At 37.4% G+C, this 23,087-nt stretch carries 21 protein-coding genes and 1 pseudogene; 16 read left to right on the top strand and 6 right to left on the bottom strand.

Annotated elements, in window-relative coordinates:
* Nucleotides 1-90: 90 nt before the first annotated feature.
* Nucleotides 91-1,146: a selenide, water dikinase SelD gene (gene selD, locus AN964_RS11100; protein WP_083489311.1), complete on the bottom strand. Its 1,056-nt coding sequence runs from the start codon at nucleotides 1,144-1,146 to the stop codon at nucleotides 91-93.
* A gap of 116 nt (nucleotides 1,147-1,262) precedes the next feature.
* Here selD and selA point away from each other — a divergent pair, with 116 nt between their 5' ends.
* Nucleotides 1,263-2,672: an L-seryl-tRNA(Sec) selenium transferase gene (gene selA, locus AN964_RS11095; protein WP_055739736.1), complete on the top strand. Its 1,410-nt coding sequence runs from the start codon at nucleotides 1,263-1,265 to the stop codon at nucleotides 2,670-2,672.
* 100 nt (nucleotides 2,673-2,772) lie between these two features.
* Here the strand turns inward: selA and AN964_RS25520 are convergent, their stop codons facing one another.
* The gene (locus tag AN964_RS25520) at nucleotides 2,773-2,919 is read right to left on the bottom strand and encodes a small acid-soluble spore protein P (RefSeq protein ID WP_083489310.1); all 147 of its coding nucleotides are present in this window, start codon (nucleotides 2,917-2,919) and stop codon (nucleotides 2,773-2,775) included.
* A gap of 117 nt (nucleotides 2,920-3,036) precedes the next feature.
* Between AN964_RS25520 and AN964_RS11090 the strand changes: the two genes are divergently transcribed.
* Nucleotides 3,037-3,294, top strand: a complete 258-nt coding sequence (locus AN964_RS11090) for a hypothetical protein (RefSeq protein WP_055739735.1) — start codon at nucleotides 3,037-3,039, stop codon at nucleotides 3,292-3,294.
* A 63-nt stretch (nucleotides 3,295-3,357) separates the two neighbouring features.
* Here the strand turns inward: AN964_RS11090 and sspO are convergent, their stop codons facing one another.
* The gene (gene sspO / locus AN964_RS11085) at nucleotides 3,358-3,507 is read right to left on the bottom strand and encodes a small acid-soluble spore protein SspO (protein WP_055739734.1); all 150 of its coding nucleotides are present in this window, start codon (nucleotides 3,505-3,507) and stop codon (nucleotides 3,358-3,360) included.
* 340 nt (nucleotides 3,508-3,847) lie between these two features.
* Between sspO and acnA the strand changes: the two genes are divergently transcribed.
* The 7 genes from acnA (at nucleotide 3,848) to AN964_RS11055 (ending at nucleotide 8,986) form a co-directional block, all read left to right on the top strand.
* The gene (gene acnA / locus AN964_RS11080) at nucleotides 3,848-6,559 is read left to right on the top strand and encodes an aconitate hydratase AcnA (RefSeq protein WP_055739733.1); all 2,712 of its coding nucleotides are present in this window, start codon (nucleotides 3,848-3,850) and stop codon (nucleotides 6,557-6,559) included.
* A 112-nt stretch (nucleotides 6,560-6,671) separates the two neighbouring features.
* Nucleotides 6,672-7,262 carry a TlpA family protein disulfide reductase gene (locus AN964_RS11075; protein WP_055739732.1) on the top strand — a complete coding sequence of 197 codons (591 nt, stop codon included), beginning with the start codon at nucleotides 6,672-6,674 and terminating at the stop codon, nucleotides 7,260-7,262.
* A gap of 123 nt (nucleotides 7,263-7,385) precedes the next feature.
* A complete protein-coding gene (locus tag AN964_RS25515; RefSeq protein ID WP_083489309.1) occupies nucleotides 7,386-7,520 on the top strand; it encodes an FbpB family small basic protein in 135 nt (44 codons plus the stop codon).
* A 55-nt stretch (nucleotides 7,521-7,575) separates the two neighbouring features.
* Nucleotides 7,576-7,719, top strand: coding sequence for an acid-soluble spore protein N (locus AN964_RS11070; RefSeq protein ID WP_055739731.1), 144 nt, complete (start codon nucleotides 7,576-7,578; stop codon nucleotides 7,717-7,719).
* Between the two features lie 95 nt (nucleotides 7,720-7,814).
* On the top strand, nucleotides 7,815-8,048 hold the full coding sequence (gene tlp / locus AN964_RS11065; protein WP_055739730.1) for a small acid-soluble spore protein Tlp: 234 nt from the start codon (nucleotides 7,815-7,817) through the stop codon (nucleotides 8,046-8,048).
* A 203-nt stretch (nucleotides 8,049-8,251) separates the two neighbouring features.
* Nucleotides 8,252-8,674 carry an acyl-CoA thioesterase gene (locus tag AN964_RS11060; protein ID WP_055739729.1) on the top strand — a complete coding sequence of 141 codons (423 nt, stop codon included), beginning with the start codon at nucleotides 8,252-8,254 and terminating at the stop codon, nucleotides 8,672-8,674.
* A 12-nt stretch (nucleotides 8,675-8,686) separates the two neighbouring features.
* The gene (locus tag AN964_RS11055) at nucleotides 8,687-8,986 is read left to right on the top strand and encodes a hypothetical protein (protein ID WP_055739728.1); all 300 of its coding nucleotides are present in this window, start codon (nucleotides 8,687-8,689) and stop codon (nucleotides 8,984-8,986) included.
* Between the two features lie 44 nt (nucleotides 8,987-9,030).
* Here the strand turns inward: AN964_RS11055 and AN964_RS11050 are convergent, their stop codons facing one another.
* Nucleotides 9,031-9,324 (bottom strand): HesB/YadR/YfhF family protein, encoded by a 294-nt coding sequence (locus AN964_RS11050; RefSeq protein ID WP_055739727.1) that lies wholly within the window; start codon nucleotides 9,322-9,324, stop codon nucleotides 9,031-9,033.
* A gap of 224 nt (nucleotides 9,325-9,548) precedes the next feature.
* Between AN964_RS11050 and AN964_RS11045 the strand changes: the two are divergent.
* Nucleotides 9,549-11,225: pseudogene (locus AN964_RS11045) on the top strand (FAD-binding dehydrogenase).
* Nucleotides 11,226-11,343: 118 nt separating this feature from the next.
* Here the strand turns inward: AN964_RS11045 and AN964_RS11040 are convergent.
* Nucleotides 11,344-12,492, bottom strand: coding sequence for a CapA family protein (locus AN964_RS11040; protein WP_055739726.1), 1,149 nt, complete (start codon nucleotides 12,490-12,492; stop codon nucleotides 11,344-11,346).
* Nucleotides 12,493-12,858: 366 nt separating this feature from the next.
* Complete coding sequence (gene plsY / locus AN964_RS11035; protein ID WP_055739725.1) at nucleotides 12,859-13,458, bottom strand: glycerol-3-phosphate 1-O-acyltransferase PlsY; 600 nt, start codon at nucleotides 13,456-13,458, stop codon at nucleotides 12,859-12,861.
* Nucleotides 13,459-13,771: 313 nt separating this feature from the next.
* Here plsY and AN964_RS11030 point away from each other — a divergent pair, with 313 nt between their 5' ends.
* The 6 genes from AN964_RS11030 to AN964_RS11005 all read left to right on the top strand — a co-directional run bounded on the left by AN964_RS11030 (nucleotide 13,772) and on the right by AN964_RS11005 (nucleotide 23,069).
* Complete coding sequence (locus AN964_RS11030; protein ID WP_055739724.1) at nucleotides 13,772-15,490, top strand: glycosyl hydrolase family 18 protein; 1,719 nt, start codon at nucleotides 13,772-13,774, stop codon at nucleotides 15,488-15,490.
* Nucleotides 15,491-15,525: 35 nt separating this feature from the next.
* The gene (locus AN964_RS11025) at nucleotides 15,526-16,821 is read left to right on the top strand and encodes a purine/pyrimidine permease (protein WP_055739723.1); all 1,296 of its coding nucleotides are present in this window, start codon (nucleotides 15,526-15,528) and stop codon (nucleotides 16,819-16,821) included.
* Between the two features lie 58 nt (nucleotides 16,822-16,879).
* Nucleotides 16,880-17,293, top strand: coding sequence for a CoA-binding protein (locus tag AN964_RS11020; RefSeq protein WP_055739722.1), 414 nt, complete (start codon nucleotides 16,880-16,882; stop codon nucleotides 17,291-17,293).
* A gap of 468 nt (nucleotides 17,294-17,761) precedes the next feature.
* Nucleotides 17,762-19,738 (top strand): DNA topoisomerase IV subunit B, encoded by a 1,977-nt coding sequence (gene parE, locus AN964_RS11015; RefSeq protein WP_055739721.1) that lies wholly within the window; start codon nucleotides 17,762-17,764, stop codon nucleotides 19,736-19,738.
* A complete protein-coding gene (parC, locus tag AN964_RS11010) occupies nucleotides 19,738-22,182 on the top strand; it encodes a DNA topoisomerase IV subunit A (RefSeq protein ID WP_055739720.1) in 2,445 nt (814 codons plus the stop codon). The genes parE and parC overlap by 1 nt, the downstream gene beginning before the upstream one ends.
* A 128-nt stretch (nucleotides 22,183-22,310) precedes the next feature.
* Complete coding sequence (locus AN964_RS11005; RefSeq protein ID WP_055739719.1) at nucleotides 22,311-23,069, top strand: YybI family spore inner coat protein; 759 nt, start codon at nucleotides 22,311-22,313, stop codon at nucleotides 23,067-23,069.
* Nucleotides 23,070-23,087: the final 18 nt, after the last annotated feature.

Here is a 23,087-nt window from a genome sequence, read left to right as displayed (position 1 = left end):
ACATTGGATTGTTTTATTCAAAATATGAAAATCCCCATTAGAAGTTGATTACACTAACTTCAATAGGGGATTTTTCATATCAAAAAAATATCACTTTATAACCCGAATGGTCGAAATTTCCTTTTCTGTAACCCTGCCAATAATGGCGGCATCTTCAATGCCTTTTTGCTGCAAATCCTCTACATACAATAATGCATCTTCTTCTTTCAGCGCAACTAGCAACCCACCGGAAGTAACTGCATCACATAGAATAATCTGTTGCTCCAAGGACAGGGATTGATCATAGACAATATTCTCTGCTAACCATTGATGATTAGATTTGGAACCACCCGGAATGACACCATTCATGGCAAGTTCATATGTACCATCAAGAATCGGTACTTTACTATATTCAATCGTAAAGGTAACGTTGCTTCCGCCGGCCATTTCGCTTGCATGTCCTAACAATCCGAAACCTGTGACATCCGTGACAGCATGTGGTTCATATTTCTGTAAGCACTCAGCAGCGTCCTTGTTCAGCGTTGCCATAACCTTAGTGACAATTTCTTCTTGCCCCTGTGTCACTGCATTCCGCTTTATTCCCGTCGTCATAATGCCGACACCAATTGATTTTGTTAACACAAGTACGTCACCAGGCATTGCTCCAACATTCTTCCATACTTTCTTTGGATGCACAATACCGGTTACAGATAGACCAAACTTCGGTTCCTGATCATCGATGGAATGCCCGCCAATTGTTATAGCACCCGCTTCATGAACTTTATCAGAAGCACCTCGTAAAATCTCTGCTAAAGTATCAGCACCTAATTTTTTGATAGGGTACCCTACGATATTTAAGGCTGTTTTTGGTGTTCCGCCCATGGCAAAAACATCACTAAGGGCATTTGCTGCCGCTATTTGCCCAAACATGTATGGATCATCCACAATCGGTGTAAAGTAATCAATGGTCTGAACTAATGCAATTTCATCTGTCAATTGATACACTCCTGCATCATCAGATGTCTCATTTCCAACCAATAGTTCAGGTACATTTTGTGTTTTCGGTAATTTACGCAAAACTTGCGCAAGGTCCTCGGGACCAATTTTGCAGCCTCAGCCAGCTTTTGTCGAAAGAGCTGTTAACCGTAGCTTTTCATGCTCACTCATCCATACCACCTCCAATATTTTTTAGTTTATCCTTTTTTAGTGAACCTGAAAACAAATTTGCAATAGGAATACCATCAATAATACAATGTTTTTAATAAGAAATAGGGGGAAATCAAATGCTTGACATGGTTCGATCTATACCACCTATACATGAACTGCAAAAAACAGATTTATTTCTATATATCCAAAATAAATATCAAATTCCTTATGAACAGCTAACTTCCATCGTAAAAGATGAAATTAGTGATATTCGTGAGTCCATATTAAAAAACAATTGGAAAGGCAGTTACCCGGGAACCGCAGAATTTAGCAAAGAATTATTTACTAGAGTGGAGAACTCAACAGCTCACCGTTTTACCTACTCAATTAAAAAAGTAATTAACGCAACTGGCACCATTTTACACACAAATGTGGGAAGAGCTCGTTTAAGTAAAGAAGCTGCTGAACATGTGAAGGAGACTGCTTTATCCTATACAAATCTAGAATATGATATAGAAAAAGGGACTCGCGGAACAAGGCATACTCATGTAGAGGAACTAATAAAGGCACTTACTGGCGCAGAAGCGGCACTAATTGTCAATAATAATGCTGCAGCTGTTTATTTTATTTTACATACTTTTGCAAAGGATAAAGAAGTCGTTATTTCTAGAGGAGAACTCATCGAAATTGGGGGATCCTTTCGGGTTTCTGCCATTATGGAGGAATCCGGAGCAAAGCTAATAGAGGTTGGGACCACTAATAGAACACATCTAAAAGATTATGAAAATGCTATTAGTGATCAAACATCTATTATCCTAAAGGTCCATACAAGCAATTTCACCATCAAGGGATTCACAAGTTCCGTTGATACAGAAGCACTTTACAACTTTAAACAAAACCATCCTTCACTCCTACTATATGAAGACCTTGGCAGTGGGGTCTTGATTGATTTAAACCCTTTTGGAATCGGAGACGAACCGGTAGTTAGCAGAAAGTTAAAAGCCGGAGCAGATATTGTATCATTTAGCGGGGACAAACTACTAGGCGGACCACAAGCGGGAATTATCGCCGGCAAGAAGGAATATATTGAAAAACTGAAAAAGCATCAGCTTGCACGCGTATTGCGTGTTGACAAAATGACAATAGCGGCACTAGAAGCAACATTGCTGCATTACTTAAAGGGAGAGGCTTTTACTAAAATCCCCGCACTGCACTCGATAACTATGGATGCATCTATCGTAAGACAAAGGGTAGAGGATTTTAGAATGAAGCTATCCAATGAAAGAGAAGATTTTACCATTACTATAAGGGAGGGAACAAGCCAAATAGGCGGGGGCTCATTGCCTGATGTTTCCTTAAAAACATATGTGTTAAGTTTAAAGCATAAAAATATCAAAGCAGAGGATCTTTCTATGCAATTACGAACTGGTGAACCTTGCATTTTAACAAGAATTCATCAAGAGGAAGTAATATTCGATTTTAGAACAATCGCGATAGAAGAAGAAGACTTGTTGCTGGAAGCATTAAAAGGAATACCAGGTCGATAGTGATCTGGTATTCCTCTATCATATATCTATTACACGACAAAAGTCTTTGTCAAGCGCAAGCAGTTTAGCGGATGTGTAAGGAATTTTATGTCTTTCTTAATTACATATCATGGCTTTGATTATGTTTCGCACGGGTATGGTTACGGTTTTTTACTTTTTTAGACCCGCTTAATGGCTCTGGTTGTCCGTTATCATGTCCTTTTTCGGCATTTTTTCTCATATCTTTTCCATCATTTTTATTCGTCATTTTAATATCCCTCCTATATTTTAGATTGTGCCGTCATCAACAATTTATACTGAATAATAATTGAAATTTTGCACAATCTATTTTTGCAATCGATTATTGTGAAGGGAAGAAGAATGGATGGCACATCATAAAAATAAACAACAAGCATTCCAAGCTGCCCAGAAAGGTGCAAAGCAATTACATGATGCTTATAACAATCTTGAAAGAGACAGTGCAAGCTACGGGCAACAATTAAAGCATTTAAAACAAGAAGTAAACGAAACCTATCAGCAAATTGAAAATGCAATGGAAGTGGCAAGTGAAACACAAAGACCACAATTAGAAAAGTTTAGAAGGGATCTTCAACAAATTGTAAACGAAGTAAATGAATTTTAATGATTTCCATAGAAAAAACTCGCAAATGCTTGCGAGTTTTTTTGTTTAAAATAGGTTATAAAATTATTGGTTTTTCTTTCGTTTCTTATTATTTTGTTTTTGTGCTGCCGTTAACGGTTCGTTAGACAATTCTTCATTGTAACCAGTTCCCATACCTTGCGCTTTAGCTGCATTTGCTCCAGGAATAATATGATTAGCCTTACGTTTTCCCACTTGATTCACCTCTAAAAAATTAATATTTCACCCTAAAGTCTCCGCTTAAGCAATCATTGTTACTGAAGCAGAAATTTCTATTATTTTTCACTTAACCAGAGAGATTAAACGGAAAATAATATATAATTTCATGGAAGATTCACCATAAATTTTGATATGAGAAATATGCTTTACATGCTTCGATAAGTAATACTTATTAAAAACAATAACATTCTTGTTATTTACTTATGTAATTTCTTGTATTAAGATGTTAATGTGCGAAAAGTAAGAGACCAACATTCGAGCTTTTCTTCCAATTATCGATTTAAGATGCATTATTGAAAAGAAGGGGGAATCTCAGGTGGCTAAAAATGACGTATTTAATTCACGTACTTCCTTTGAATTAGAAGGAAAACGATATAACTTTTATCGTCTTGCAGCTCTTGAAGAAGCAGGTATAGCAAAAGTATCACGCTTACCTTATTCCGTAAAAGTATTATTAGAATCTGTTCTTCGCCAAGTAGATGGCCGTGTTATTACAAAAGAACATGTTGAAAACCTAGCAAAATGGGGATCTGAAGAAGTAAAAGATGCAGAAGTGCCATTCAAGCCTTCTCGTGTAATCTTACAAGACTTCACAGGTGTTCCTGCTGTAGTAGACCTTGCTTCACTTCGTAAAGCAATGGCTGACTTAGGTGGAAACCCTGATAAAATTAATCCAGAAATCCCAGTAGATCTTGTTATCGACCACTCTGTACAAGTTGATAAATACGGTACTACTGATGCATTAAATGCAAATATGGATTTTGAATTCGAACGTAATGCTGAGCGTTATCAATTTTTAAGCTGGGCAACAAAAGCATTTGATAACTATCGTGCTGTTCCACCAGCAACAGGTATCGTTCACCAAGTTAACCTTGAGTATTTAGCAAGTGTTGTTCATGCTATCGAAAATGCTGAAGGTGAATTCGAAACATTCCCTGATACATTAGTTGGTACTGACTCTCATACAACGATGATCAACGGTATCGGTGTTCTTGGCTGGGGTGTAGGTGGTATTGAAGCAGAAGCTGGAATGCTTGGACAACCTTCATACTTCCCAATTCCAGAAGTAATCGGGGTTAAATTAACTGGCGAAATGCCAAACGGTGCTACTGCAACTGACTTAGCATTGAAAGTAACTCAAGTATTGCGTCAAAAAGGCGTTGTTGGTAAGTTTGTTGAATTCTTCGGTCCTGGTGTTTCTACACTTCCACTTGCTGACCGTGCAACTATTGCTAACATGGCTCCTGAATATGGTGCAACTTGCGGTTTCTTCCCAGTTGATGCTGAATCTTTAGAATATCTTCGTCTAACTGGCCGTCCTGAAGAACATGTAAAACTTGTAGAAAAATATTTACAAGAAAACAATATGTTCTTTACACCAGAAAACGAAGAACCAGTTTACACTGATGTAGTTGAAATCAATCTTTCTGAAATCGAAGCAAATCTTTCTGGTCCAAAACGTCCACAAGATTTAATCCCGTTATCCAAAATGCAAAAAGCATTCCAAGATGCTTTAACTGCACCTGTAGGTAACCAAGGATTCGGTTTAAAAGATTCTGAGATCAATAAAGAAGCAGTGGTTAAATTTGATAATGGTGACGAAGCAACAATGAAAACTGGTGCTGTTGCCATTGCCGCTATCACAAGCTGTACAAACACTTCCAACCCTTATGTAATGCTTGGCGCTGGTTTAGTAGCGAAAAAAGCAGTTGAAAAAGGTTTAGAAGTTCCTAAATATGTAAAAACTTCATTGGCACCAGGATCTAAAGTTGTTACAGGGTATCTAAGAGACTCTGGTTTACAAACATACTTAGACAAATTAGGATTCAACCTAGTAGGTTACGGATGTACTACATGTATCGGTAACTCTGGTCCTTTAAAAGACGAAATTGAAAAAGCAATTTCTGAAAGTGATTTACTTGTAACTTCTGTACTTTCTGGTAACCGTAACTTTGAAGGTCGTATTCATCCATTAGTAAAAGCTAACTACTTAGCTTCACCACCACTTGTTGTTGCTTATGCATTAGCTGGTACTGTTGATATCGATCTAGTAAACGACCCTATCGGAAAAGATAAAGATGGCAACGATGTATTTATGAAAGATATCTGGCCATCAACAGAAGAAGTAAATGCAGCAGTAAAAGAAACTGTAACGCCAGAATTATTCCGTAAAGAATACGAAAATGTATTCAACGATAATAAACGTTGGAACGAAATCAAAACAAGTAATGATCCATTATATACTTGGGATGAAGAGTCAACTTATATCGCAAACCCACCATTCTTTGAAAATCTATCTCCAGATCCAGAAGAAGTGAAACCACTTAATGGCTTACGTGTAATTGCGAAGTTTGGCGACTCTGTTACAACAGACCATATTTCACCAGCAGGTGCAATCGGTAAAGATACACCAGCAGGTAAATATTTACGCGAACGCGGTGTTGAACCACGTGAATTCAACTCTTACGGTTCACGTCGTGGTAACCATGATGTAATGATGCGCGGTACATTTGCAAACATCCGTATCCGTAACCAAATTGCTCCTGGAACAGAAGGTGGCTATGCTACTTACTGGCCAACAAACGAAGTGACATCTATCTATGATGCATGCATGAAGTACAAAGAAGATGGAACTGGATTAGTAGTACTTGCTGGTAAAGATTACGGTATGGGATCTTCTCGTGACTGGGCAGCAAAAGGTACTAACTTATTAGGTATTAAGACTGTTATTGCGGAAAGCTTCGAACGTATTCACCGTTCAAACCTTGTATTGATGGGTGTTCTTCCACTTCAATTCAAGAAAGGTGAAAACGCTGAAACTCTTGGCTTAACAGGAAAAGAAGTAATTGATGTTCAAGTGGATGAAAATGTAAAACCACGTGATATCCTTACTGTAACAGCTACTGATGAAGCTGGTAATAAAAAGCAATTCGAAGTATTAGTACGTTTCGACTCTGAAGTGGAAATTGATTACTATCGTCATGGTGGTATTTTACAAATGGTACTTCGTGATAAATTACAAGCGTAATGTCATAAAGGAACACATCTCGTTTTTACGGGATGTGTTTTTTTTCTTCTTCTAAAAAATATATGATTACATACAATAACCCATATATCAGATATTTTTTTGGAGGAAGGAAATGGGACGAAAAATAATTGCGCTAACAATCCTTCTTTTTTTGGGAGGAGTATTTGTTGTACAAGCAGTCGAACAAAATACACATATTATGGATTATAAGACCAAGGAGAACCTTTCTAGAAATGAAAATATCAATACGGGAAAGAAGCAAGATGTTCAAGAAGCCGATATTTCAAGTATAGGCTTGTCTATTGGCCAAAAAGCTCCTAATATAAAAGCAGTCGCGTTAAACGGGAAGAGCATTGATCTATCCGCTTTTAAAGGAAAAAAGGTCATCTTAAATTTTTGGGCAGCGTGGTGTCCGCCTTGTAAAGAGGAACTTCCAGAGCTAGTAAAGTTTTATAATGAACATCACTCAGATGTAGAATTGATTGGTATTAATATTGAAAGTTCGAAAGCCCAAGTGATGGACTTTATGAAAAAGTATGACATTACGTATCCAATTATTATGGATAATAAAGAAACTATAAGTAATCAATATGAAATACAACCAATTCCCACTACCTACGTTATCGATGAAAAAGGTATGATTATGAACAAACAAATTGGGGCAGTAACTTATAACCATTTAAAACATATTTTAACGAAATGAACACCTTTTAGGAGGTGTTTTTTCTTTTAAAGGGGCAAAATGTTCTAAAAATATTATAATTATGCAAATAACTGACCATACTAAAAAGTAGAAAAAAGTAAAATTGCCAAAGGAGACTTGCAAATGAGAAAATCAATGAAAAAATCGTTTATAGATTTAGTAATGGAGAATAAACAAGAACTTCTGAAAGATCGGGATGCAATGGATCGTATTGAAGAAAAATTAGAACAGAAACGAATGATAAAGAAAGCTGAATAGACCACATATTCCCTGACTTTTCGGAAAAACTAACAGAAAAGGAGGGAATTTTTCATTGAGCAACCCAAAAAGAAAACCACAGGATTATGTACCTAACCATATTGGAACACAACAGCGATCCGCAGGAGGCAACAAGGGAAAGAAGATGCAGGATCAATCTGGTGAACATGCACAAGTAATGCAAACGAAGGGTGAGTAAACACTAATTTCCATCAATTCTTTTTTCATATCTAGTTACACTAATGATGTACCGAGTAATTGGTGCACTTATTTTCTTCAAGGAGGAATAAGCGAATGGCATGGAACAAACCGAAACCAGATGACCGCAGCGATAACGTAGAGAAGCTTCAAGACATGGTGCAAAACACTATTGAAAATATGGAAAAAGCAGAAGCAACCGCTGAATTTGCTGACGGTGAACAGCGAGCACAAATTGAGGCAAAGAATGAACGCCGCCGTGAAAGCATTGATGCGATGCGCAGTGAAATTAAAGACGAAGCACATGCTCAAGAAAACAATAATCAATAATGTATTGACAAAGCCGGCTAAATGCCGGCTTATTTATTGGGAATCAAATGATAAAATGAAATCCGGTCGAGAACTTTCAAAAAAATGTCGCGACTAGCTATAGAGCCTGGAAGATTTGTTCTTGGTTAAATTCTTTTATTTTTCGAAGTTTAAATTGCATGATACAATGATGGTACTAGTTATTTTTACTTGAGGTGAACTAAATGTTAATATCTGATAAAAAGATTGAAGTAAGATACGCCGAAACAGATCAAATGGGTATTGTATATCATGCAAATTATTTAGTTTGGATGGAATTAGGACGTACACAATTGGTAGAAGATCTCGGCTTTAAATACGCTGATATGGAGGTGGAGGGCATTCTCTCTCCAGTAATCGATATCGAAATTTCCTATAAAAAACCTGTCCTATACGGAGAAATGGCAACAATCAAAACCTGGATAGAAGAATATGATGGGATCCGTATTACATATGGCTATGAAATTTATAAAGAAAATGGAGAACTATCGGTTACCTCCTACTCGAAACATGCCTGTGTGAGAAAAGAATCATTCCGACCGATTTCTATTAGAAAAATATTCCCAGACTGGCATGAAGCATACGAAAAAGCAAAAAAGACAGAGTAAGGTGTGGATCTAGTGGCATTTGGAATAACTAAAGATGAACTTAGAACCTGGAAAAAATCAATTGATCGCGGAGAAATCGCTTTTTTAACCCATTATTGGCTAGATGACCGCTTTCCAGAGGCAAGATCCGTAACCAAGGTAGGATGCAATGATTTACATAAGCTTCAGAAATGGGGTGCCAAGTACGGGTTAAAAAAGGAATGGATCCATCATCGTAAAGATGGGTATTCCCACTACGATTTACTTGGAACAAGGCAAAAAGAAATTTTGGAATCGGAAGGAATAATAAATAAACATATTAAATACCTATAAAATACAAAACCTCCATACCGAATATTTCGGATGGAGGAATTTTATTACCCTTTTTTATACTCGAATACTGGTTCGTCTAGTCCAGAATTATATCCAACATGTAAATCATGACCATCAAAATACCATACATCTCTTTCCTCAATAAAAAATAATATACCGTTTTTTGTTGTAGTAACGACAGGATCTTCCGCTTCCTCTTTCATTAAACCGAGTGAAAAACCTTCTTGCACAGCGGTAGAACCTCCATATTTAACAAAGAAACGAATGGAATCTCCTGCTTCTATATCCATTTCATCTTGAAACCACTTTACCGCATCATCGGAAACAAAAATTTGCATATTCCAAACCTCCTAAAGAAAACAAGCATATTTAGTATACTTCCAGCACACACAGACTATTTTCATCAAATAATATTGAACTTTCCTTATTTTATCAAAGAAGCATCGATGAAGAAAACAATTAGACTTTGAGGAACTATTTAAATACTTCTAAATGTTCTTAATACATTGAGTTTGAATGCAAGCATATATATACTTAATGTAAAAACTACTGTAAATACTTTATAAAGCAATGGGGGATGCTTGTGGACTACGACGTTATTGTTGTTGGGGCTGGTTTAGCAGGTTTAGTTACTGCAACGGAAATTGCCGATTCCGGAATAAAGGTCCTCCTTCTTGATCAGGAGCCCGAAAGCTCACTAGGCGGACAGGCATGGTGGTCGTTTGGCGGTTTATTTTTAGTAAACTCCCCTGAACAACGAAGGATGGGTATTAAGGATTCGACAGAATTGGCTTGGCAGGACTGGCTTGGAACAGCAGGGTTTGACAGAGAAGAAGATGAAGATATTTGGGGAAAAAAATGGGCGAGGGCGTATGTTGAGTTTGCTGCTGGTGAGAAGCGTGAGTGGCTTCATAATATGGGAGTAAGATTTTTCCCTGTTGTCGGATGGGCAGAACGAGGTGGCTATCTTGCTGATGGACACGGAAATTCCGTACCAAGATTCCATATCGTATGGGGAACTGGCCCTGGCATCGTAGCGCCTTTTGAACGAAAGCTGAGAGAACATATAAAAAATGGATTGATTGAATATCGGTCCAGACATCGTGTAGACCGTCTATTAACAAGAAATGGTGCTGTAGAAGGGGTAAGTGGGTCTATTTTAGAACCAAGCACTGTATCTCGCGGAGAAGCAAGTTCTCGTGAAATAATAGGGGAATTTGAATTTAAAGCAACCATTGTTGCGGTGACAAGTGGTGGAATAGGTGCAAATCATGATTTAATCCGGAAAAATTGGCCAAGTCGACTTGGAACACCACCGAGGCAAATGCTTTCTGGTGTGCCTGCGCATGTCGATGGAAGAATGCTTGCGATAACAGAAGATGCTGGAGGACGTATCGTAAATCGAGATCGGATGTGGCACTATACGGAAGGAATAAAAAATTGGAATCCTGTTTGGAATCTTCATGGGATCCGTATTCTTCCCGGCCCATCTTCCATTTGGTTAGACGCAAAGGGAAGGAGATTTCCCGCTCCTAATTTTCCTGGTTTCGATACTCTTGGAACATTGGAAGCTATTCAAAAAACCGGATATAGCTATTCATGGTTTATCCTGACACAAAAAATTATTGAACGGGAATTTGCCTTATCAGGTTCCTAGCAAAATCCAGATTTAACAGGGAAAAGTATTAAACAGGTATTAGAAAGAGCATTACCTGGCGCTTCTGCACCTGTCCAAGCTTTTATGGATAAAGGGGAAGATTTTGTTATTGCAAATACATTAGCTGATCTTGTAGAGGGAATGAACAACCTGACAGATAAAAAGCTTCTTCAATTAAAGGAAATTGAAAAGCAAATTCAAGCACGCGATCGCGAAATCGAGAACCCTTTTACAAAGGACCTGCAAATAACGGCTATTCGTGGTGCACGCAAATATCTTGGGGATAAATTAATTCGTGTGGCCAAACCACACAAAATACTGGATCCTAAAAACGGACCTCTTATAGCAGTTAAACTGAATATTATTAGTCGAAAGACATTGGGAGGACTGCAAACCGATTTATCAGCAAAAGTTCTTGATTCGTTGGGTAATCCAGTTCCCGGTCTTTATGCCGCAGGAGAGGTGTCGGGATTCGGAGGAGGAGGCGTACATGGTTATCGTGCTTTAGAAGGTACATTTTTAGGAGGATGCCTCTTTAGCGGAAGGGTTGCTGGCCGAGCTATTGCAGCAGAATTAAAATAGAAACAAACTATACATGATAAATAATTTATATTATAGATAAATATTTTCCTATTTCTAAATAAAGAAAAGAGCTTATTCTATAGTTTTCTCACCTAGAATAATAAGCTCTTTTTCTACATTATTTAATACCGCCCATCATGTGCTCCATTATCTCTTTATAGGAGTGATCTGCCATCCCTTTGGCATAGGCTTCTTGCAATGGATACAATTGGTAATTTTTAAATTTATGATTATACACAAACGTAGGGTAGAATTGCATATCCTCTAATTTAATGTTGTTTCCATTGGTGGTTACATCTTTTGTAACCTTCACTTCAAACATACCGCCGATATCTTTGTAATCCCACATTTGTCCAGAAATAAAGTTCCCGAGCGAGTATATAACAATCGCATCACGTCCATCCTTTGTATGAAACTTTTGGATTGGCTGCAAGACATGAGGATGACTGCCAAGAATGATATCTGCACCGCCATCTGTAAAAAGCTTTGCTAGTTGCTGTTGTTCTTCATTAGGTTGGCGTTGATATTCAATCCCCCAATGCATACCTAAAACAACAACATCTGCTTGTGCACGTGCTCTTTTTAGCTCAGCCAAAATCTTATCTTTATCTATCATATTAACCAGATAATCTTTACCCTCTGGTATTGGAATTCCATTCGTTCCGTAGGTATAAGAGAGAATGGCAATTTTAATGCCATTAACATTTTCAATTCTTAGCGTTTCTTGATCCTCTTTGCTTTTAAACGTCCCAACATGCGGCAAATGTACTTTATCATAGTAGGTAAGGGCACTTAACAATCCTTTCTCGCCCTTATCGAGAACATGATTATTTGCGGTTGTAACAAAATCAACACCAGCATCCATAATAGCATCCACAATTTCATACGGGCTGTTAAAGCACGGATAGCTGGAAACACCTAATTGCGCTCCGCCTGGGGTCGATTCTTGATTGGCAATCAATAAATCAGGTTTTTTCATTATAGCTTTAACATTTTGAAAAATCGGTTTAAAATCATACCCGTACTTGGTTTTTGCATCTTCATACACCCAGTCATGAATAAGTACATCCCCAATTCCACCAATTACAGCACTTGAATGGAACTCCTTTGTTTTTACACTTAATGTTCTTGTCGTGTTTGTTGCGACTGTAAATGTTTTTTTAGACACTGCTTGTTTCCAATTATCGAATTGTATAAAGAATAATACCCCTATAGCAACAAGCAAACATAGCAATAATATACCTGCAACCTTATGTTTTCCCCTCATCCCATAACCAGCCTTTACTTTTATATCTATACTGCTATCTTACTATACCAATGTATATTAGTGGAGGTTTTATGCGAAATTTGTAGAAAGTTTAAAAGATTACAGAAAAGCGCAAGCCCGCAGCACTAGCGTACGGATTTCGTAGTCGCTCACCTCGAGATAAAGGAAACACAGTGAGGTAGTTCACAAGCTGATGTTGACTTATCGTAGGGAGGAGACAAGAAATCCACTAGTCGATATCTGCTTACGCTAGACAAAATTTAACTTGTTAAATTATTTAGATGTTGAAAAATTTTATACTTTCCTCCTTTAAATAAAAAAGCGTCCTAATCATCTATATTAGGACGCTTCTCTACTTATGACCATTTATATCCATTTTACTTTTGGCTCTGTTTTTTCTCTAATTCGTTTGATGTTCGCCCGATGTCGATAGATGACAAAAAATGCGATTGCAAAAATGACAACAAAGAACGGCCAATCATGACGAATCAACATATCGATAAAAGCGTAAATGATCGCAAATACTCCACAAATAATCGAGGACAGCGATACATATTTGCTTATTTTTAAGCTAACGAGAAAAACAATTACAATTAATAAAAATAATAGAGGACTGTAAGCCAAGATAACACCGCCTGATGTAGCCACCGCTTTTCCACCTCTAAAGCCTGCAAAGATTGGAAAGATATGTCCAATCACTGCAACCAATCCGACTAATAATGGGTGAAAACCTGCTGATACTCCAAAAATAAGAGGAAGGCAGGTAGCTAATGTACCTTTTAGAATATCTGCAACAGTAACAGCAATACCCGCCTTTTTACCTAACGTCCGGAAAGTATTGGTTGCTCCAAGATTCCCGCTCCCATGTTCACGAATATCTATTCCGTAAAAAAGTTTTCCTACAATTAATCCTGAAGGAATTGAACCTAGTAGGTAGGCAAGAATTAGTATGAGTGCATAAATCATTCACATAGCTCCTTTAATGCTAGTTCAAAAGAAATCGTTTGGAATTCTTTTATCTATTCAAATTTATTATTGCTTTATTATTGTATCATGTAAAGAATGTGAAAGAAAAAAGATTTTTTAATCGTTTAGGGCATAAATAAAAAATTTAATCCTATGGATACACTTAAAAAAATGTTTATTTCTAGCACCATCAACTATCATCTAGGAGATGACCGAGATGTTTTCACATTTGTTTTAAAAAAGTCATATTTTTACTCTTTTCACGGACTTTTTCCTCCTGTACGATTAGATTATGGCATTTAGGAGGATAATGATGGAAACGATACCTTTAAGATCTAGACCCAAAAGAAAAACAAAATGGCCTTTGACTATTATTTTGCTTTTATTCATCATAACGGGAACTCTATTATATATATATTACCCCTTTGCATCTACGAAAAAAGGAAACTATTTATCAGGAGAATATCCGATATTGATTAAAGGGGCAATACACGGTAATGCAATCCGCAGTGAAAATGAACTTTATATCCCACTTAATACAGTAAAAAATCAAATAGATGATAGTATTTATGAAGAAAGTCATTCCCTTATCATCACAACCAAATTAAGTGTGATTCAAATTCCATATAATCAAAAGGTCTTGTATGTGAATGGAAAGCCGAAACAAACAAAATTCCCTATAATGAAGAACGTATCGAATCATACATATATATCGCTTGAAACACTGCAATCACTGTACCCAATACAATACGAGATCACGAAGCATACGGGAGTCATTTGGATCCATTTGGATGGTGAACAATACGATAACGGAAAAATAGTATCAAAGAATGTTCGGAAAGCTTTCTTACGTCTTCGAATGCGCCAGAACTTGCAATCCCCGTACGTTACTGAGGTTAATAGGGGAGAAACTGTTCACATTGAACGGGAATATAAAGAATACTATTTTGTTAGAACTCTTGATGGGTTTGGGGGGTATATTCAGAAGGCTTATGTCAAAAAGGAAAATGCTAAACATGTGCAAATCCCTTTTCCTAAAGAAGTTATTAACCTTCCAGCTATCTCAAAGCCAATCCAAATGTCTTGGGAAGCCGTTTACACCAAAACACCAAATCCATCCCAGCTGCCAATCATGGCTGGAGTCAATGTAGTCTCACCGACATGGTTTCGATTAAAGAATGAAAACGGGGATATTTCAAACCTATTATCATCGAAATATATTAAATGGGCAAAACAGCATCATATACAAGTTTGGGCACTATTTTCTAATTCATCTAATCCTGATTTAACAAAAGCTGCTTTTAGCACATTTGAGAAAAGACAAAAAATCATTCAATCGATAGTAAAAATTGCAAATAAAGAGCATTTAGACGGAATAAATATTGATATCGAAAATGTCCGCCCAGAAGATGGACCACTAGTCACACAATTTGTACGTGAAATAACGGCTTTGCTCCATGCCAATCATAAATATGTTTCGATGGACATTACCTTTATTGCAAAAGGAAATTGGTCTGAATTTTACGAGCGGGAAAAACTAGGAAAAATTGTTGATTACCTTATCATAATGGCATATGATGAACATTGGGCAAATTCACCGGTAGCGGGAAGTGTTGCAAGCTTGCCATGGGTAGAAAGTGGACTTAAGCCGATATTAAAATTAGTTCCAAATGATAAAATCATCTTAGGTGTGCCTTTTTATTCAAGGTTATGGAAAGAGGAATGGAAAGATGGCAAAAAAAATACATCTTCCCGTGCATTAACCATGAACCAAGCAAATGAATGGATAAAGAAGCACAAAGTAAAAGTACAAATGGATTCCGAAAGCGGACAGCATTATGTTCAGTATTTAGATTCCAAAACCAATATCACATATAAAATGTGGATTGAGGATGAGTATTCTTTGGCTAAGAGAGCAGATATTGCAGGTCATAACCAATTAGCAGGCATCGCTTCTTGGGCGCGGGCATTTGGTAACGAACATGCCTTTATGTCACTGCAATCTACCCTTTCTGCCTACAATCAAAATTAATATTACGTACTTTATGAAGTTAGGGGTTTTAAAGAATGAAAACATTTTTGTCAGCCATCCAATGGATGGCTTTTATGATTGCCGGTGCTATCGCAGCACCAATCGCTATAGCTGATCTATTTCACTTAAATCCGATTGAAACATCAGCATTTGTACAAAGAACGATTTTCGTATTAGGAATTGCTGGACTATTACAAGGATTTATCGGTCATCGCCTACCAGTTTCAGAAGGACCTGCAGGCTTATGGTGGAGCGTATTTGCCATTTATGCCGGCTTTGTCGGGACCATTTATTCCACTAGCATTGAAGCGTTGAATGCACTTAGCGGAGGCATGATTTTTAGCGGTATCGTTTTCTTTCTTCTTTCTGCCTTCGGGTTAATTGAGAAGTTAGCAAGGCTTTTTACTCCAACTGTAACGTTTATTTATCTCTTTTTGCTGATCCTGCAGTTAAGCGGTTCCTTTATAAAAGGAATGCTTGGATTATCGGAGGAACAAGCCCATATACAACCTAAAGTAGCTGTGTTATGTATCGTCATTATTCTTGTTACTTTTTACCTTGGTCAAATGAAAATACAATGGGTACGGCAATTTTCCATTATTTTCGGATTATTGATAGGATGGATGCTTTTTATCCTTTTTGGACTAGCACCAAAGGTTCCAAGCAGCCACGCGATAATCGCCTTTCCAAAACTTTTTCATTTTGGAAAGCCAACCTTTGATGCAGGTGTATTAACCACTTCCTTTTTCATAACGATATTACTAACGACTAATATGATTGCTTCGATTCGAGTGATGGAAGAGGTTTTAAAAGGATCTAAAACCAAACCAGTTAGCTTTAAAAAGTCTGGCTTCATTTCCGGAATCAACCAAATACTTGGCGGGGTTTTTTCTGCAATTGGCTCCGTGCCAATTTCCGGTTCAGCAGGATTTGTATCTCAAACTGGTATTAAGTCCATAAAACCATTTATTATTGGCGGCGTTTTAGTAACCGTTATTTCCTTGCTTCCACCGCTTATGAATATTATGTCAGCACTTCCTGCACCTGTGGGCTATGCGGTAACCTTTGTCATTTTCACGAAGATGATTGGGCTTGCACTATCGGAAATTGAAAAAGTTACAGATCGACAAATTACTTATACAACTGCCGGAATCGCTTTAATGGTAGGGGTTGGAACGATGTTTTTGCCTGCGGAAGCAACCGTGAAACTTCCTGCATTCATCGGATCCTTAGTCAATAACGGATTAGTGTTAGGAACCATTATTGCCATCATTTCAGAGCAATACTTGCGTTGGCAAAAGAAAAGAAAATCAGCTTCATCCGTATCGTAAGTTGCAGGAATCGCTAGAAAAGCGTACGATAAGAAAAAAGACACATGGGGGTTTTTGAATGACAATTGAAAATCCAAGCAGAGAAGAAATCAAAGGGATTTTAAAAAAAGCGAAACGTATAGCCGTAGTAGGGTTAAGTGATAATCCCGAGAGAACATCTTATATGATTTCAGAAGCAATGCAAAAAGCGGGCTATGAAATTATTCCTGTTAATCCTTCTGTCGAGAGTGTGTTGGGTGTGAAGGCTGTTTCATCCCTTAAAGAAATTGAAGGACATGTGGATATTGTCAATGTGTTCCGCAGGTCCGAATATCTGCCGGAGATTGCAAAAGAATTTGACGAAATCGACGCAGATATCTTCTGGGCACAATTAGGCCTTGAAAATGAAGAAGCATATCAATTTCTGAAAGAAAAAGGATATACGGTAATTATGAATCGCTGTATTAAAGTCGAACATGCCTTAACAAAATGAGTTTCTTTAAACAAGCGTATTTCTTTTATGGTACGCTTGTTTTTTATTCATTTAAAAACTCCCAATTAACGGCTATGAAGCCTATTATAGATTCACGATGGATTTTTAAAAAGTACAGTAGTTTCACGGATCATTCAGGCAGAAAAATTGTTTGTCTTTAAAAAGTAATTTGCCAAATAAGAATTTATCGTTAAAATAGTTCATAGACGCTTGTTCGGATATGTTATAATGATAAGCGAACAGATGTTTGTTTCATCATTTTAATTAGGCTGTTTTCATGTAAATTCTATTGTAGACTTAGCCTAGGGGCACATTTTCTTAAAGATGTGTTAATCATTCTTAACTTAAATAAGGTTTTTATTGGTTTTCGTCTACAAAAGCAAGATAGTTTATGAAATAGCCTTTGATAATGATTTACGATTGTTTTATATAGAGACAGAGAGTTGTGTTGTTGAAAGGGGAATTTTTGTGACAAAGAAACAAGACTTAATTGAGTATAACGATGATGCCATCCAGGTGCTGGAGGGTCTTGAAGCGGTTCGGAAACGTCCGGGGATGTATATAGGATCAACTGACGCGCGAGGATTGCATCACCTTGTATATGAAATTGTCGATAATTCCGTTGACGAGGCACTTGCCGGCAATGGTGATCATATTATTGTCAAAATCCATAAGGATAATAGTATAAGTGTAGATGACAAAGGGCGCGGTATGCCGACAGGAATGCATAAGTTAGGAAAACCAACGACAGAGGTAATTTTTACAGTCTTACATGCCGGGGGTAAGTTTGGGCAAGGCGGATATAAAACGGCAGGTGGATTACACGGTGTTGGTGCTTCCGTTGTAAATGCTTTATCGGAATGGTTGGTTGTAACCATCAAGCGTGATGGGTATGTATATGAGCAACGATTTCGTGATGGCGGAATACCGGAAACGACCCTTGAAAAAATCGGAAAATCAAATCAAACAGGGACAAACATCCATTTCAAGCCTGATCCGACTATTTTCAGCACTACCACCTTTAATTACGACACCCTTTGTGAGCGATTAAGAGAATCCGCCTTTTTATTAAAAGGTTTAAAAATTGAGATTATCGATGAACGCTACGGCCAAAGTGACACCTTTCATTATGAAAACGGCATTGAAGCATTCGTTGAATACTTAAATGAAGGGAAAGATGTTCTGCATCCCGTTGTCATGATTGAGGGGGAAGCCAGTGATATTGAAGTTGAATTTGCTTTCCAATTTAACGACGGATTTTCAGAAAATATCCTCTCCTTCGTTAATAATGTGCGTACAAAGGACGGGGGAACCCATGAAGCAGGCGCCAAAACCGCATTAACACGAGTGATAAATGAATATGCACGGAAGGTTAACCTTTTAAAAGAGCGGGATAAAAACTTAGACGGAACAGACATTCGGGAAGGATTATCCGCTATCGTATCTGTTCGAATTCCGGAAGAGTTTCTGCAATTCGAAGGACAAACAAAAGGTAAGCTAGGTACGAGTGAAGCACGTTCTGCTGTTGATACTGTCGTTTCAGAGCATCTAGCCTATTTTCTAGAAGAAAACCCTGATTCCAGTAATTTATTAATTAAAAAGGCTATAAAAGCAGCACAAGCAAGAGAAGCAGCGAGAAAAGCCCGGGAGGAAGCACGCAACGGGAAAAAGAAAAAGAAATCAGAGAGTATCCTTTCAGGAAAACTAACTCCTGCCCAATCGCGAAATCCGGAAAAAAATGAACTTTATCTTGTTGAGGGTGATTCCGCTGGAGGTTCGGCAAAACAAGGCCGTGACCGTCGTTTCCAAGCCGTTCTTCCGCTTCGTGGAAAAGTAATTAACACGGAAAAAGCGAAGCTTCAAGACATTTTTAAAAATGAAGAAATCAATACCATCATTCATACAATTGGAGCGGGTGTCGGACCTGACTTTAATATTGAGGATGTTAATTACAATAAAGTGATCATTATGACAGATGCCGATACGGACGGTGCTCACATACAAGTACTGCTCCTTACTTTCTTCTATCGTTATATGCGTCCATTGATAGAAGCTGGAAAAGTATATATCGCCCTCCCGCCGCTTTATAAAGTAAGTAAAGGGAGCGGTAAAAAAGAGGTAATCGAGTATGCTTGGACAGAAAATGAATTGCAATCGGTGATAAAAAAAGTTGGAAGAGGCTATATGCTTCAGCGATATAAAGGTCTTGGCGAAATGAATGCAGACCAATTATGGGAAACAACGATGGATCCGGAATCAAGAACATTAATTCGTGTACGTATTGATGATGCTGCAAGAGCAGAACGCCGGGTAACAACCTTAATGGGAGATAAAGTGGAACCGCGACGGAAATGGATTGAAAATAATGTTGCTTTTGGACTGGAAGAAGATCAAAGCATATTAGAGAATGAAAATCTTACTGTCGAAGGAGGGGAACAGATCTAATGACAACAGTAGAACGTTTTCAAGATTTACCTTTAGAAGAGGTTATTGGAGATCGTTTTGGACGATACAGTAAATATATTATTCAAGATCGTGCCCTTCCAGATGCTAGGGACGGTCTAAAGCCAGTGCAAAGGCGTATTTTATACGCGATGCATGTAGAGGGAAACACTGCAGATAAAGGCTTTCGAAAATCTGCTAAAACAGTCGGAAATGTTATCGGTAATTACCATCCTCATGGAGATACATCTGTTTATGATGCAATGGTAAGGATGAGTCAGGATTGGAAGGTTCGCAATGTACTAGTAGAAATGCACGGAAACAACGGTAGTATTGATGGCGATCCTCCTGCTGCTATGCGTTATACAGAGGCGCGTCTTTCTGCTATCGCATCTGAACTTTTGCTTGATATTGATAAAGACACAGTTGATTTCATCCCAAACTTCGATGATACATCTAAGGAACCAACTGTTCTGCCAGCACGGTTTCCTAATCTATTAGTAAATGGATCAACTGGTATATCAGCCGGATATGCAACAGATATTCCTCCTCATCATCTTGGGGAAGTAATTGACGGAACCATTATGCGTATTGAACGTCCTGATTGTACAGTAGAGGATCTTATGACGATTATTAAAGGTCCTGATTTCCCAACTGGCGGAATCATTCAAGGTATTGAAGGGATAAAGAAGGCATATGAAACAGGCAAAGGAAAAATGGTGGTCCGCGGGAAAACATCCATTGAGGATATGCGTGGCGGGAAGCAGCAAATTGTTGTTACTGAAATACCTTATGAAGTCAATAAAGCTAATTTAGTAAAAAAAATTGACGAGCTTAGACTAGATCGTAAAGTAGAAGGCATTTCAGAGGTCCGAGATGAAACGGACCGCACAGGACTTCGTATTGTCATTGAATTAAAAAAAGATGCTGATGCCGAAGGAGTTCTGTACTATTTATTCAAAAATACGGACTTACAAGTATCTTATAACTTTAATATGGTCGCAATCCATAATCGCCGTCCAAAATTACTTGGTATTCGTGAGCTTTTAGACTCCTATATTGAACATCAAAAGGATGTCGTGACGAAACGTACGAAATTTGATTTACAAAAAGCGATGGATCGTCAGCATATCGTAGATGGACTAATGAAAGCATTATCCATTTTAGATGAAGTAATCGCGACCATCCGTGCCTCTAAAGATAAACGCGATGCTAAGGATAACTTAATTGCCAAATATGAATTTACAGAGCCACAGGCAGAAGCGATCGTATCATTGCAGCTATATCGCTTAACCAATACCGATATTACGGCCCTTCAAAAGGAAGCAATGGAATTAAACAAGAAAATCGAAGAATTAACAGCCATTCTTGAAAGTGAAAAAAACTTACTAAAAGTAATTAAAAAAGAACTACAAGAAATTAAAAAGAAATATGCGGACGCACGCAAAACAAAAATCGAGAATGAAATTGAAGAGATAAAAATCAATTTAGAGGTTATGATTCCTAATGAGGACGTTATGGTAACGGTTACGAAAGATGGTTACGTGAAACGTACAAGCATTCGTTCTTATACAGCTTCTAACGGTCTTGATCTTGCCATTAAAGAAACCGATCGCTTGTTATTCCAAGAGGAAATTAATACCACCAACGTTATTTTACTCTTTACGAATAAAGGAAATTACTTGTATTGTCCAGTACATGAATTACCAGATATTCGCTGGAAGGATCTTGGCCAGCATATTGCTAATATTGTACCAATCGAAAAGGACGAACAAATTGTTAAAGTTATTACTATTCAGGATTTTTCCGCACCACAATTCTTATTATTCGTAACAAAAAATGGAATGGTCAAAAAGACTGAATTAAGTCAGTATAATGCACAAAGATACTCTAAACCATTAGTTGCTATTAATTTAAAAGGAGATGACGAAGTAGTAGATGTTCATCTTACGGATGGTCAAAAGGATTTATTTATAGCAACTCATATTGGCTATGGTCTATGGTTCAGTGAGGAAGAAGTTAATATCGTAGGAGCAAGAGCTGCCGGTGTAAAAGGAATTAATCTGAAAGAAGGAGACTATGTTGTCTCTGGAAAAATCATTTTGGATCCTGACAAAGAATTCATTTTCATTGCTACCCAAAGAGGAGCGATTAAGAAAATGAAAATCGCAGAATTTGAAAAGACAACTAGGGCAAAACGCGGTGTTGTAATGCTAAGAGAATTGAAAAATAATCCGCATCGTGTAGCAGGTATGGATATCGTAGACAATAGTGATATTATGAACGTTCAAACAGAGCAAAATAATATCGAACAAATTAATATAGCGGAAATGCGTGCAAATGATCGTTATTCTAATGGCTCCTTTATTTTTGATGAATCGGAGAACGGATTAACAGTAGGCATTTGGAAGGATACAACCAACAAGAAAGATACAGAAAACAACTAAAAGGTTCCTATCATTTAAACTTGTCACTAAGGTGGCAAGTTCTTTTTTATCTTAATTCAGGGAAAAATTACATACTTTCTATCTATTTGCCAATAATAGTAACAATCGGAGAAAAAGGAGTTTTTAAAATGAAAAAAGAATACTTACTAGCTATTACTGCCTTTTTCATGCTGAGCTTTACAACTGTTGCGATTACTTATGCAGGTGAAGAAGCTACCCCTGCTATCTCCATTATTAAAACATATAAAGAGGATATAAATGGGGATGGAAAAAAAGAGAAGATAGTGTTAAAAGAGACCCCAAATCAGCAGGGAGGCAAATATTATAAAAAAATTTGGTCGGAAATTGTTTTCCAAAATAAATCAATCGTTAAAATTAAGTATAGTCCGGGATTAGAACCAAAAATCGAATTTACTGATTTAAATCATGATGGAATAAAAGATATGCTAGCTTCCAGCTCCACAGGCGGGAGCGGGGGTATTTATAACTATCACTTGAATACGATAAAAGATCAAAAAGCGGTTGCAATTCCTTTACCACCCCAATTAAATCTTCAAGGGCAATTTGAGAATAACTTCAAAGCAACGATAAATGTTACAGAAACAAAAGAAAGATTCCATCTTAATGTGATCAATCGCAAAAAAGAATACATTCAAACAGGTTTGTATCAAGAAAATGGAAAATTAAATGAACCAACCGAACTAATGATTGATCCAGTTGCTATGTATAAAATAACAAAGGTTAGAGGAAAAAAAGGATATGGGCTTAGGTCTTACAGACAAGTTAGTGGTGCATACCATGCAGATTCACTAGGCGTTCTAACGGCAACCTGGTATTTCGAAAATGGAAAATGGAATTTGATTAAGACAAAATGGGCAAAAAGGTAACCTTTTATAGGCAAGTAT

The organism is Heyndrickxia shackletonii (assembly GCF_001420715.1).
In the GTDB taxonomy this organism is placed as follows: Bacteria; Bacillota; Bacilli; order Bacillales; family Bacillaceae_C; genus Margalitia; species Margalitia shackletonii.
This window is presented reverse-complemented; position numbering and strand designations above follow the sequence as displayed.

Bases quoted from the DNA above. Each gene is read 5' to 3' on its own strand.
- AN964_RS11075 (WP_055739732.1), top strand. From the start codon at position 6,672: ATGGGACGAAAAATAATTGCGCTAACAATCCTTCTTTTTTTGGGAGGA.
- AN964_RS25515 (WP_083489309.1), top strand. From the start codon at position 7,386: ATGAGAAAATCAATGAAAAAATCGTTTATAGATTTAGTAATGGAGAAT.
- tlp (WP_055739730.1), top strand. From the start codon at position 7,815: ATGGCATGGAACAAACCGAAACCAGATGACCGCAGCGATAACGTAGAG.
- plsY (WP_055739725.1), bottom strand. From the start codon at position 13,458: ATGATTTATGCACTCATACTAATTCTTGCCTACCTACTAGGTTCAATT.
- AN964_RS11030 (WP_055739724.1), top strand. From the start codon at position 13,772: ATGGAAACGATACCTTTAAGATCTAGACCCAAAAGAAAAACAAAATGG.
- AN964_RS11020 (WP_055739722.1), top strand. From the start codon at position 16,880: ATGACAATTGAAAATCCAAGCAGAGAAGAAATCAAAGGGATTTTAAAA.
- AN964_RS11025 (WP_055739723.1), top strand. From the start codon at position 15,526: ATGAAAACATTTTTGTCAGCCATCCAATGGATGGCTTTTATGATTGCC.
- AN964_RS11050 (WP_055739727.1), bottom strand. From the start codon at position 9,324: ATGCAAATTTTTGTTTCCGATGATGCGGTAAAGTGGTTTCAAGATGAA.
- selA (WP_055739736.1), top strand. From the start codon at position 1,263: ATGCTTGACATGGTTCGATCTATACCACCTATACATGAACTGCAAAAA.
- AN964_RS11060 (WP_055739729.1), top strand. From the start codon at position 8,252: ATGTTAATATCTGATAAAAAGATTGAAGTAAGATACGCCGAAACAGAT.
- AN964_RS25520 (WP_083489310.1), bottom strand. From the start codon at position 2,919: ATGACGAATAAAAATGATGGAAAAGATATGAGAAAAAATGCCGAAAAA.
- AN964_RS11005 (WP_055739719.1), top strand. From the start codon at position 22,311: ATGAAAAAAGAATACTTACTAGCTATTACTGCCTTTTTCATGCTGAGC.
- AN964_RS11090 (WP_055739735.1), top strand. From the start codon at position 3,037: ATGGCACATCATAAAAATAAACAACAAGCATTCCAAGCTGCCCAGAAA.
- parC (WP_055739720.1), top strand. From the start codon at position 19,738: ATGACAACAGTAGAACGTTTTCAAGATTTACCTTTAGAAGAGGTTATT.
- AN964_RS11040 (WP_055739726.1), bottom strand. From the start codon at position 12,492: ATGAGGGGAAAACATAAGGTTGCAGGTATATTATTGCTATGTTTGCTT.